At 53.3% G+C, this 12010-nt stretch carries 13 protein-coding genes and 1 pseudogene; 10 read left to right on the top strand and 4 right to left on the bottom strand.

The window, feature by feature from the left end; genetic code table 11:
* Positions 1-212 precede the first annotated feature (212 nt).
* On the bottom strand, positions 213-710 hold the full coding sequence (locus CPY51_RS05715) for a GFA family protein (protein ID WP_111159246.1): 498 nt from the start codon (positions 708-710) through the stop codon (positions 213-215).
* Positions 711-1651: 941 nt separating this feature from the next.
* On the bottom strand, positions 1652-2299 hold the full coding sequence (locus CPY51_RS05700; RefSeq protein WP_111159242.1) for a hypothetical protein: 648 nt from the start codon (positions 2297-2299) through the stop codon (positions 1652-1654).
* A gap of 244 nt (positions 2300-2543) precedes the next feature.
* Here CPY51_RS05700 and CPY51_RS05695 point away from each other — a divergent pair, with 244 nt between their 5' ends.
* The 4 genes from CPY51_RS05695 to CPY51_RS05680 all read left to right on the top strand — a co-directional run bounded on the left by CPY51_RS05695 (position 2544) and on the right by CPY51_RS05680 (position 5597).
* A complete protein-coding gene (locus tag CPY51_RS05695; protein ID WP_146260079.1) occupies positions 2544-3107 on the top strand; it encodes a YdbT family protein in 564 nt (187 codons plus the stop codon).
* Between the two features lie 493 nt (positions 3108-3600).
* On the top strand, positions 3601-4146 hold the full coding sequence (locus CPY51_RS05690) for a hypothetical protein (RefSeq protein WP_146260078.1): 546 nt from the start codon (positions 3601-3603) through the stop codon (positions 4144-4146).
* Between the two features lie 91 nt (positions 4147-4237).
* Positions 4238-4852, top strand: coding sequence for a 3'-5' exonuclease (locus CPY51_RS05685; protein ID WP_111159252.1), 615 nt, complete (start codon positions 4238-4240; stop codon positions 4850-4852).
* 202 nt (positions 4853-5054) lie between these two features.
* Entirely contained in the window at positions 5055-5597 is a 543-nt protein-coding gene (locus CPY51_RS05680; RefSeq protein ID WP_111159250.1) for a ribonuclease H family protein, read from the top strand.
* Between the two features lie 51 nt (positions 5598-5648).
* Here the strand turns inward: CPY51_RS05680 and CPY51_RS05675 are convergent, their stop codons facing one another.
* Positions 5649-6083, bottom strand: coding sequence for a hypothetical protein (locus CPY51_RS05675; RefSeq protein ID WP_111159236.1), 435 nt, complete (start codon positions 6081-6083; stop codon positions 5649-5651).
* 46 nt (positions 6084-6129) lie between these two features.
* Here CPY51_RS05675 and CPY51_RS33985 point away from each other — a divergent pair.
* From CPY51_RS33985 to CPY51_RS32200, 6 genes and pseudogenes are all read left to right on the top strand, one after another.
* Positions 6130-6216: pseudogene (locus CPY51_RS33985) on the top strand (transposase domain-containing protein); the annotation flags it as partial.
* A 1125-nt stretch (positions 6217-7341) separates the two neighbouring features.
* A complete protein-coding gene (locus tag CPY51_RS32210; RefSeq protein ID WP_146260077.1) occupies positions 7342-7590 on the top strand; it encodes a hypothetical protein in 249 nt (82 codons plus the stop codon).
* A 195-nt stretch (positions 7591-7785) separates the two neighbouring features.
* The gene (locus CPY51_RS32205; protein WP_146260076.1) at positions 7786-8091 is read left to right on the top strand and encodes a hypothetical protein; all 306 of its coding nucleotides are present in this window, start codon (positions 7786-7788) and stop codon (positions 8089-8091) included.
* Between the two features lie 114 nt (positions 8092-8205).
* A complete protein-coding gene (locus tag CPY51_RS05660) occupies positions 8206-8709 on the top strand; it encodes a GrpB family protein (RefSeq protein ID WP_111159232.1) in 504 nt (167 codons plus the stop codon).
* Between the two features lie 1357 nt (positions 8710-10066).
* Entirely contained in the window at positions 10067-10291 is a 225-nt protein-coding gene (locus tag CPY51_RS05645) for a hypothetical protein (protein ID WP_111159248.1), read from the top strand.
* Positions 10292-10800: 509 nt separating this feature from the next.
* Positions 10801-11034, top strand: a complete 234-nt coding sequence (locus CPY51_RS32200) for a hypothetical protein (protein WP_146260075.1) — start codon at positions 10801-10803, stop codon at positions 11032-11034.
* Positions 11035-11069: 35 nt separating this feature from the next.
* Here the strand turns inward: CPY51_RS32200 and CPY51_RS05635 are convergent.
* Positions 11070-12010: IS3 family transposase (locus CPY51_RS05635; RefSeq protein WP_111159224.1), on the bottom strand; the 941-nt coding region annotated here is incomplete at its 5' end.

The following is a 12010-nucleotide window of genomic DNA, read 5'->3' as shown; positions in this document are numbered from 1 at the left end:
CTCGATATCGGAGGCGGTGATCGTGCCCGCTTCCGTCAAACTACGAAAACAGGATGCTTCAGGGCAAATCGCGGTAGAGTTCGAACCGCAACCATGACTGTTCCCGAATGGCAGCAATGGGCCAACTGCGGAAGCTCGCTCACTTCTGCTGTGCGCCAGCAGCGGCCGTTGCGCCTGCTCGAAACTCCTCGCGTGGGTATGGAGGTTGGGGCCTAAGCCTCTGTTGACCAGTCATCGGTATCGTAGTCGGGATGCTGACGATTGGAAGCCTTGATGCGCGGCAAATACCCCATCGGGTCGACAGAATAAGTGGGCGTATTGCCGGGCAGGGAGGTTAAATCCCCAAACCAGCTGACCCTGCTTTCATTGCCATATTGGATTACCGGGGGGATCGCGCTTGGCGTGTCGAAGCAGCCAACCAAAATACCGATGTCAGGATATTCGGGATAATTGAATATCATTGGCGTGCCGCAGTTCTTGCAGAACCCGCGCTGTGTAAGAGCGGAACTTTGAAACCAGGATATCTCGCCTCTTGTAATTTTGAAGTGGTCTTTGAGGACAGGGCAGATCACACTAAATGGACCGCCGACCGCCTTCTGACACATGCGGCAGTGGCAAACGTGAACATTCTCTGGCAGCACGCTGCAGGCGAAACGCACTGCTCCGCACTGGCAACCACCTGTCAACGGAAGCTTCGCCCTATCATGCATCGTGTGCCTCCCAGTGGTTGTGGCCTGGTCTCATGAGCTTGCCGAGTACCTTCCGCCATCTTTGGCGCTTCGTCCACCGCGTCCTGTAGCCCTGGAACCTGTTGCGGAAAGCAATGAATGATGCAATCCGAACGATGATGGTCATGGACGCGGGGCAGTCGTGAGGACCGTTAATCAAACGTGGCGAATTGCTGACCGCCGTTGCTGATGGCAAATGCGGCATGGATATCGCTCTCTATTACGCGTCCCCGCGATAGGTCTGGGAGGTTGTCCGGCGAAAAGAAGCCGACTTCGCTCGTTTCTGGGCCAGCCAGCAGGGTCATCTCGCCCTGGCGCTCGCAAAGAAAAAACAGTTTGTAGAAGTCCCTTGCGTAACAGCCGACATTTCGACATCTCGTTGAAGGCCGCAATTAAACGATGGTCTGGAACGCCGTTCGCGCGTCGAAAATACACCTTCCTTCAACCTAAGTCGGTCCAACCAATGCTAGCCACGGTCAACCTCCTCTCTGATTTCGCGCCAAACTAGGAACCAGATGATCGGGTTCGTTTTGAAGTATTCGATATCTTCTGTGCTATTATTAGTATTCTTTACCGAAATAGTAATTAATGGGCTCGCCACACCAAATATAAATGAAATAAAAAATGGAAGAAACAAGATTTTATATATATAATTTGCGTATATATCTCCGATATAGTACGAAAAAAAGGCCTCGGAGAAATAAAACATACCGCAAGCTACGAATGCGATTGAAAAGGCAATACTAGATTTGGCCGTCATCTGATTTCCCTTACCGCAGTGCACGTTGATCGTTTCATTGAGGCCCAGGTCCGGGACAAGGGGCCAATCATGGAGTTTCTTACGCAATCCAGGCCAGCGATGCCCAAAGTCCTGCGGGACCCGATGATCGTCGCGGGCAAGTGGGGTAAGGTCTCGGCCGGTTTCACTGCTTTTTGGTCTCAGTCGATGCCTCAGTTCCCCAGAGATCGGGTGTTTCGAAACCTGTGCTCAAGAATTCCTCCATCATTGTGTGAAATGGGAGAAGTCCTTCCTCCCAAAGGACACGTGACCATTGCCGTGCCACCTCGCGGTAGAAATCATGGACGGGAATGACTTGCTCCCCATACACGATCTTTCCAACCGGAAACATTCGAGAGGGCTGTCCCTCCTGAAGAGATTGAAAGGGAGGGCCAAACCCAACGGAGACGCTGTTCATAATTGATGGCTCGTCGTTGTCGATGATGAGATGTTTTGCGCTATTTGCAAGCTTCTCGCAGACTTCAAGCAGGGGTAGTTTTACCCGGTTATGTTCGATAAATCCTCGTGCTTTTCCCTGCCGGTCACTCTTCATCTTTCCGCAAAGCCGCAAGTGAGCCTCGTCCGAAACCGAGGAAAGGACCCAGTCCGTCAGGTGCCACGCGTCCATGGCACAATCGAACGACGCGTAGACCAGGTGCAGGGTGTCCTTTGCTTGCGTCAGCCTAAAAATATCATACCGCAGCTTCTCAAACATCAGAGCGGGAGACACGTGACCGTAGGTCTTGTTTGCGCCCGGCACGCTCGGAGTGCGATCCTTTTTCACCACGACCACGATCCTTTTCCCCGCTCGGATTGAGGATAGTTGTTTCGGACCGACGTGCAGTCAATTGATCAATCGTTCGGAGGGCTGAAAATGCCGATTTTTCGGAATTCCCAAGTCGCCTTGCTCCAATTCCGGATAACGACCATACCGCAATAGTATCATCTATATTTTGAACGCTGACCGTGTATTGATATCCTGCAGAAGAATCCGGCGCTCAGGGAACGCGATGGCCAATCAGCCGTGGAATCCAGCGATGGCCATCAACGCGGAACTGCAACCGGGGGAGGCAGTTCGATGGTCCGGAAGGCCGACGTTTTTCCCGATGCTTCTCACTCATCTCATGAGTATTGTCTTTGGAATTGTCTTTGCAGCGTTTGGGGCTGGCCCCGTTATACCAGTCGCCAAGGCGCTCATTGCTGGTGAAAGCCCCGAAGGCATCTGGCCAGCCCTATTCTCGTCGGTGTTTTTCGTCATCGGTTGCTTGATCATTGGCAAAGCACTTGCCGATACCGTGGCGACAAGATGGACCGCCTACGCCGTGACGAACAGGCGGGTTCTCATTGTCTCGAACCTCATTAGGAAGCGCGTGCTGTCCTTCGGCCCGAGCGCGATCAATGCGGTCGACGTTACCGAGAGTTCGGGCGGTTCGGGGACGGTCGTTTTCCGTCACGAAATCACCAAAAGCTCGGATGGAGACAGTACGCTCAAAATGGCATTCGTTGGAATCGAGGACGTCGGCAACGCGGCGCGAGAAATTGAACAACTGAGACTGAGCGGGCAACCTGCATATTCCGCGAACGGACGCGACCATCGATGACTGTGGGCTACCCTCAACGAGATAGGCGGTTCACAGAGCTGCGACGACGTTTTTTCGGGAGATACCTCATAGCTGGCGACCTCTTGGAGCGTCCAGGAAAAGGTGCGCCGAATTGATTGGCCGCATGCACGTCGTTGCCCTCATGGCTTTCCTCGCAACCTCGCCGTTGTTCGAAACGGTGGCTGAAGGCGCTGCGCTCCAAACCGTGCCCGTTCACTTCGGAATGCTGTTCGACGGAACAGACCCCGTGGCAGGTGATGTGACCTGCCAGTGGGAAGACATTGCGTGGATGGCTACCTGTCGGAACAGCTCGACGTCCGCTGCGGGGAAGACAAATGCTCCTTCACCGTTATCTCTCGGGTGGTCGCGAGTTCGATATCTTCGAAGGCTCAGATAGCGGGGTGGAGTCTTTTCTCGTCCTGAAGCCGCTGAAGCGACTTGGCCACCTATCTTTGGCCGTTGGAGGGAGATAACCGTAGTGACAGGAGTTACAGTGCAAGACGATATGTATCCGACGATAGAACTCAAATACAGTTTGCTCAGAACCGGGCTTTGGATCGTGTTCCTGATGTTTTGGCTTGTCATCATCGGATTTGACCGCCATCCCGTCGAAACCGGGCCCCATTCGGTCACACCAACCGGTAATGCGATTGCCTTTTTGTTCGTCGCGGGGTGCCTGATTTTTGCGTATTACCTGCTTCTCCAAATGATGAAGATCAATCCCGCGCTTGTCATCAACAAGGAAGGTCTGGTCCTTCCGCGCTTCACCTCACAGCTGATACCATGGACCGCTGTCAAGGAGATCGCCTTTCGTTCGGTGGGCAAGCGGAACGCCCAGGTCATGGACCTTTTGCTTGGTGATGATCTTCCTGCCGAACTGCGCGAAGCTGTCGCGAGAAGGCGATATCAAAATTATCGGAGGGACGGCACCGTCGTTACCGTAATCCCGTGGAGTTTTTCTGGAATGAACGAAGCGGGGATTATCGACGCAATCCAACGCTACTACCGGGAGTTCGGCCCACAGCAGCCAACAATATAATCGGCTATGGGAATTCTCACATGCTGCGGCAGAAATCGGCGGATATCGTTGAAAAAGTCGCAGGATTTGAAGGGCTCGCTCAGCAATGACAATGAAGACAGCAATCGTATTTGACTGCGAATTTCTTTGCCTTCAGGGCTCGCAAAGCAGGTTTTGGTGCGCGGCTCACGACCCCGATCCGGTTATCGCGCAAATCGGTGCTGTGAAGCTCGGGCTAGAGGGTGATTTTCCTCTCTTGGATACTCACAGAGTCTACGTTCGGCCGATTGACCGGTTTGGCCATCGGTATCCGCTGGACCCGTTTTTCACCAAGCTGACCGGCATTACGGAAGAAGACATAGAGGATGAGGGGGTGGCGTTGTCAGAGGCTCTCGGCGGAGTTGATCGCTTCTCAAACGGCGCTCGATTCTGGTCGTGGGGCAAGGACGAGCTGAACATGGTCGCCATTAGCTGCTATATCGCGGGCATTCCGTCGTCCATTCCCGCGCAGCGGTTCGACAACGCTGTCAAGCTCGTGATCGCGGCGGGGATGCCGATAGAGGATATAGCCAAGACGCCGAGCAACAAGCTTGCGGACTACTATGGCGTCGAAACCCCTTCGTTGCAGGGGCATGACGCACTCGACGATGCCCTTTCTGTGGCATACACACTGCAACATCTGCTGAAGACCGGAAAGTTGCAGGCAGACGTCTTCGACCGCAGCTAGCCCCCGAATTGACCGGAACCGCACCGCCCCTGGGCCCTGTTGACAAAAGAACAGCAGCTCGCTTGCGCACGAGCGTGGACAACCTATTATTGCCGGATGAACGAGCCAGTTTGCCCCGTCTATATCTTTCGTAGCCCAGGTTTTGCGCCATCCGGCAACACCATTGTGGCTGTTGCGCCGTTGGACTGCAGCCGCACCGCGAATGACCGACATTTCTGACAAGCTCCGCTCTGCTGCGAATACAGCAGGAATGCCGGGTACTGAATGCAGACTGCACGTCTTCGCAGACGGTTGTTATGAACCCAGTTCCGAACAAGGAGGGTGGGCATTTGTCGCCTACCGCGATGGGGTGAAAATCGCGTCCAACTTCGGCGGCGTCCGAGATTCCGCCAACAATTCGATGGAATTGATGGCGCTGCTCAAGGCAGCAATATGGATCAATGGCAACGCGGCAGGTGAACCTGCCGTCATCTGGTCCGATTCCGTCTATGCAGTTAAAGGCTGCAACAGCTGGCGACATATTTGGAAGAACAACGGCTGGAGGAAAAAAGGCCAGAATGCGAATGTCCGAAGCCGAACTATAGCCAACCCTGAGCTTTGGAAAGCAATCGACCTTCAGTTATCCCACTGCCACCTGGTGACCATCGCTTGGTGCAAAGGCCATTCTGGCATTCATGGTAACGAACGCGCGGATGAACTCGCAGACCATGGTCGTCTATTGATGCAAAGTGGCGAGCGTGTGTGAGCCGGGGGCACCGGTATTTGCGGCCACCGGTACAGCCGTCACACTGGACGCTTATTGCCCAAGATCGGCCTCATGAGCCCTTTTCAGTGCGTCGCATCCTCCAAGCTCTTTTGAAGTCATCGACGCCCATTTCTGCACCTGCTTGTTAGACATTGCCAACTTAGGGTTTCCGCCTTGAGCGAGCACCTTCAGGCTAGCGCCCTCCATTCGTGCGATGGATTTCTCAACGTCTGAGTATATTTCGGTTTCTGGGCCACACCCTTGCTTCTCGATATATCCCAAAAATCGTGGACGCATCGGCTTCGGCTCCGCCCCGCAATATCTCTCCGCGAGGGCATGCATAACTAGCGCGTAGTCAAGTCCCATGAACCGCGACTCGATTGGTTCATTGGGATTGAAACTGTTTCTGCAATAATTTGGAGATTCAGCGTTGGCGGCAACAAGCGGTGCTAAAGCTAGTATTGCGCCACAGAGATAACGAAACAAAACACCTTCCTCCCAATATCCTCTAGTCCCAGCGAAGCGCAGCTATGATCGCCATCAATACCTGGTCAGCACGCTCACCGCCATCGTCAAAGGCCACAAGCAGGGCCGGATCGAGGAGTTGCTGCCGTGGAATTTTCGGCCCACATGTAGCGATAGCACAACCGCAACAGTGCGCTTGGACCAACCTCCCAGTATGACGAAAGCCCACTTTTCCTTCTTAGGGCGTCGGATTGGGTGGTAGGCAAGGTACATTTGAACCATTGAGAGATCGGAAATTGAAGGCCTTTTCCACCCGGTGGATTTCGATTCTTGGTGCTTTGTCTTCCTCTAAGATTATGACGCCAGGGGCACCTTCTCTCCCTAAGCACGCTCTTCGAAAGGCCTTCATCACAGGGCCATAGACAAACAGGTAGCGACCAAGGTCAATGCAATTTGGTTCTCCCGTAGTCATCGGATTTCCATTGGCATCACACCTCTCTGTATAGGAGAAATTGCTTGCCGCCGCCGATAGTCGGCTGAGAGCGGCGCTCGAACTGTACGTTTCCCAAAAGAGGAACACGACGAAAGCGACACATCCGAAGAGAACGCCGAGTCTGAAAAGACCACGAGCTAGGCTAGGACCGGTGTCGTCATCCTGCAATTTGATTCTCCTCTGCCAATGGACGTAATAGGCACGCAAGTGCCTTGTCACGTCGGACGCAAATGCTCAATACCGGTCAAGGATTTGCTGTCCAGGTGGGAGCAAAACACTGCTTACCAAATCCTGGCGGCTCTGTTGCGGGGGATACAGGCCCAGATGACCTGCGGCCAGTCTCGGAAACCCGGGATCACTGAAACTATCTGTCGCCAATTTGGGATTACCTGTCATCGAAGCGCAGGCGGTCATAGAGACTGAAGCCCAGGGGCTGCAGCAGAGGGGGGAAACCGCAAAGTAAATGTTTCGCCGTGATCTGGTGGGAACGAGATGCGGTACGCCAGCCCCTTCGCGTCCATGCCCTTGAAATCTTCGCCTTCAAACAGCGCCGTCAGAAGGTCAGGTACCCGGTCCACCTCGGATGCGTACCTTTCAGCGGCGTTCAATTTCTGAGTACAGCGCTTCTCCCCGCCTGCCTCAGGCGTTCAGGCATTAAAAAACCGCCTTACGGCGGGCTGTCAGTCTTGCATGCTTTGTAGGCTAGTCTCCACCACCGCCATCTCCTCCGCCATCCCCATCTCCTCCGCCGCCATCACCGTGACCACCATCGGAGTGCCCTCCATCGTGATGACCGAAATCTCCGCCAATGCAAGATGGGTTACCGCCATCGCTGCTGAAAGAACTTCGGGAAGTGGATCGATTTGGGCTGTGCATGATGATGACTGCAAAGGCTACGAATACCATAAGCAAGAATTCCATTTTTTACCTCTTCACGTCTTTAGGTGGCCATGCCGAAATCCCGGTGGATTTCGTGACTTAATGCTGACTGATTTTATAGAGATAGGCAAGACACCATCGATGAAGGTTTTGTGACAATGCTCGCGATGGCTGAGGTTGGCAGGATTGCGCAAACAGCGGTCGTCGAAGACTGGCTGCTGCGGGTTTAGTCTACGCGCAACCGCAGATCAGACTTCACCACGTTAAAGTTGTGCCAACCATCTGGGGCAAAAGCGCGAGACAGTGCGATGCTTGCCAGCTATCCTAACTATGTCGCAGAGGAGGCTCGAATTGCGCGTTACAACAAGACAACTTACTACGGCTTCGATTGTCTTTGGCGGATTTTTTGGATGGCTTGCTTCATTAGATCACAGTGAAGCACTGTCCAATTTGATCGGCCCGGTAGCGTTCTTCTGGTTGCTACGAGCCGGGGCGGCGCTGATGATACTTCTCTTGGTCTGGGCTTGGAGATCGAACTTGAAGCAAGACCGGCGGGTTGAGCGTTCCACGCAATTCAATGCCTCTATCGAACCAGAAAAACGCGTTGAATTCCAATCACCGAGCAATGATCCGGCCAATCCTCTTCACGCAGAGTGAACGTCCGCCTTGGGCCCAACAGGTGCCGCTAGCCAGCTTCTCCTTCGCGCCACCAGGAGACGTCGGATTGGTTGAACGGCTAACCGTCCACCTCCTGTATCGAAGGATGCATCCATGCCGACCTTGGTCGAAATCGTTCCTCACGATCCGAAGTGGACGGATGATTTCTCAGCCGCTGAAGTCAGATTGAGAATGACGCTCGGCGATTGCGTCGTGGCTTTTGACCACATCGGTAGTACAAGCGTTCCCGGCTTGGTGGCGAAGCCGGTCATCGACATCGATATCACTCTTTCGAGTTTGGACGACATTCCAGAAGCAAGCGCAAACCTCATCAAAACTGGATTTGAACCTCGTGGCAATCGGTATGATGACGATGTGTTGGCCTTCGTATGGAAGCGCCCTGCACCGCAGATTAGGGTCTATCTCTGTCCGCCCGCAAACTTGACCCATATGCGTCGAATGCTATTTCGGGACTACCTCCGTCACCATGACGAGGCGGCGGCTGCATATTCCGCCTTGAAATTACGACTTGCGGCTCAGTTCCCCTATGATGGGGATCGCTACACGTCGGAAAAGAGCGCGTTCATTTCGGAGATCGTAAGTAGGGCGCGGGGGTAGTTCTGACGATCGCAACGAGCTGAAAGGCGGAAGCTGCATTTGGAAGACCAAGCCATAATAATTAAGAAAGCGGACATCTGGGAATCCGATCTGATGGCTGCCGTAGCCGGGAGCGAATGCCGTCATGCTTTACCGGCGACGCTTTGGAGAGATCCTTCTCACCTATTGATGATTACCATCGCCGAGCGGGCGTCGGACGATCTGCTACTCCTACAGAATAGCAGTTAAGTACCCCTTGCAGCTAATTGAGCAATCATGATTAAACGTTCGCAGTAATCAATGCGTGGGTATTCTCGAAACTCACCATTGTCACAAAAAAATGGTGATGTGTGATTGGCTGGGGGGCCTTTTCCATGCGCATGAGGTGTTCGTGGTTTCCACGGTCCAGATCGAAAAGGCCTCTGCTAGTTGTAGGCAGCCGGAATGAATGACGCCGACAGCTCGGAAGTCGAGAGGGATAAGGCGGCCTCGCTCTTATCAATCGCCTCAATTGCCCCAACGGGGGTCGTTTGTGCTACGATATGGTTTGTTCTGTCGCACTTAAGTGCAGGGTCCCAAAGGTATATCTTTGGGAACTACATAACTTCTCGGGGGTGGCCACCAAATTACTTTTTTATAAGGCAGTTAGAGTCAGCCAATGTTCCAACTGAACAAATAATTCTTTTCTTAAACTGCACAACTTCTTTTAGCTTTATCTATTTTGTTTGGCTAATACTCAGGCTAGTATATGAAATTTACAGAAATCCGGGAGCGATGGCTCCGCGAACGGCGGTTCTTTTTTTAATTTTACTCCCTATCACAGTCCTAGTTGCTTTGATGCCATTCGAGAAAGATTACTCAGCGTATCAACTTAGCTATGCGGCGAGTATCCACTCAAACATTTGGCACACTCTCGTCGTCATCGCAGCGGTATATCTTTCGATAGGAGAGGTATTAGCCAAATTAGTAACATTTACACGGTTTAAGCTGTTCTTCGCTGGGAGTAACAGGGCGGACACATGACAAACGGCGATGACGATCGACCATTCATATTGGATGAACTAAAGAAAAAACATATATATGTTTACATGATATCTTATGCTGTAGTTGCAATACAGTTGGGATACCTTTGTAATTCTCTGTGGATTTCAATGATACTAGCGATCGGATACGGTTATCTCGGAAGAGTTCTTATATTCGAGAAGCTGATAAATTCATCATATAGACGGCCAGCCGACAGAAAGGAGAAAACCGATACGAGTGTGGAACCTTAAAAGTGGGAAATCCCTTAGACAGGGCGTCACTACGTCGGGAGATGCGATCACCCGCGGAACGGCTAAATATGCTAGGCGTCAAGGCCATCGGGAGGGTTTCGTCGATGTCGAAAGTGTTCGAAATTCTGAAACGTCTGGATGATGCCAAGGTCCATTATTTCATCGGCAGGTATCGTCCTGACACGATAGACATTACAGCCACGGTGGTTGGAGAGCGTGTCGAGATTTCTGTCTTCGACGATAATCACGTTGAGATATCGCGTTTCCTGGGCAATGAAGACGTTTTGGACGAAGATGTTTTGCACGAAATTTTGAAAGGGGACCAGTAACGGCTTAGGGCCAACCCCCGAAGCCGGTAAAGCTTCCGGATCGCGCCAATGGGAGACATGGCTCCACGTGTCGATTATGGTCGTTTCGACCCCATTTCAGACCTTCAAAGTGGTATCCGGGCCGCTTGAAAGCTGCCATTGACTGATCGCAATCAAAGGACCACAAGGCGGAAGGCAAGTTAAAGGATAGCATGGCGAAATATTGGAAGTGCGCTGTTGTGATAGCTCTGACAGTTGCAATGCCTTGGGTAGGGTGCCAGCTATACATAAGGAGTCATCACCTCAGTTTCGTTCCAGAGGCGTTAAATGTTTCCAATATTCTGTATGTTTCGGAGCAATCGTGGGGCTTCGGTCCGGGCGGAAATGAGACAGGGCTATTGGTCTTCCAATTGCCTGCTTCAGCTGCTGCGCAACTGAAGGCCCGTGGGATAGACTACCTAGAAAAATTGCCGCGAAACACTCGGGAGGGGTGGCCCGGGACGTACACCGACTGGCACGAAACGCCATTGATGATCGATGACGATTGGGGTTCCGCGTCTTATGAAGGACGCAAGTATTGGACCTCCCCGGGTATTGGCGACTACCTTAACAAGTACGGCTTCCCCATTCCCCTAGAGAAGACGTGGGAGGATATGGTCAACCGCGCTTTATTTACGCCGGGAAGCTACTACGCCCATGGGCGAATTGGCCTGATCATCATAGTTCCCGACGAGTTGCGCGTAATATATGCCTATAACGGGTGAGCCATTTGTAGGGCCTTTGACCTGCCATGGAACTTTCATCCAGCGGCGATTAGAGCCCCGGTGGTTTTGAATACGCCAAGTGGCGCGGTGTGAGCAACCGGCGCAAACGCGAAGCTTTCATCTTGCGCAGCGTTGGAGCCGGTTGCGGCGATGGTCCCGGCAAAGTCTGCCGGGGTTTTGTATCCGAGCGATGAGTGCGGTCGGAAATTATTGTAATCGTCGGCCCATTCAGCAATGGCGCTTCGGGCATGGTCGAGGCCGAAGAAGAGGCTCTCGTTGAGCAACTCGTCGCGCATACGGCCATTGAAACTCTCGACATAGCCATTCTGCATTGGCTTCCCCGGCGCGATGTAGTGCCATTCGACCTTGTGATCTTTCGACCAGGCGAGGATGGCATTCGAGGTGAGTTCGGTGCCGTTGTCGGAGACAATCATTCCTGGCTTGCCCCGTCGTTCGATCAGCGTCGTCAGTTCCCGCGCCACACGTCGACCGGAGATCGAGGTGTCGGGGATGGCGGCCAGGCACTCGCGCGTCACATCGTCAACGACATTGAGAACACGGAAGCGCCTACCACAGGCGAACTGGTCATGGACGAAGTCCAGGGACCAGCGAGCATTGGCCTTCGCCTCGACCAGGATCGGTGCACGCGTGCCGACGGCACGCCGCCGGGCTTTGCGCTTGCGCACGGAAAGACCTTCCTCTCGATACAGCCGGTAGATGCGATTGACGCCGGACGGCTCGCCGTCTCGTCGAAGCAAGATGAACAGCCGACGATAGCCGAAACGCCGCCGCTCATTGGCCAAATCGCGCAACCTCGCTCGCAACTCGATCTCCGGCGGTCGGCAGGAACGGTAGCGGATCGACTTGCGGTCAGCGGATATAATCTGGCAGGCCCGCCGTTCCGAAAGGCCCATCACGGCCCTCAGATGCGTGACGGCTTCACGCTTGGCGGCAGGCCCTACCATTTTTTTGCGAG

It is taken from the genome of Arminella tubonensis (assembly GCF_003240585.1).
GTDB classification, from domain to species: domain Bacteria; phylum Pseudomonadota; class Alphaproteobacteria; order Rhizobiales; family Rhizobiaceae; genus Rhizobium; species Rhizobium tubonense.
This window is presented reverse-complemented; position numbering and strand designations above follow the sequence as displayed.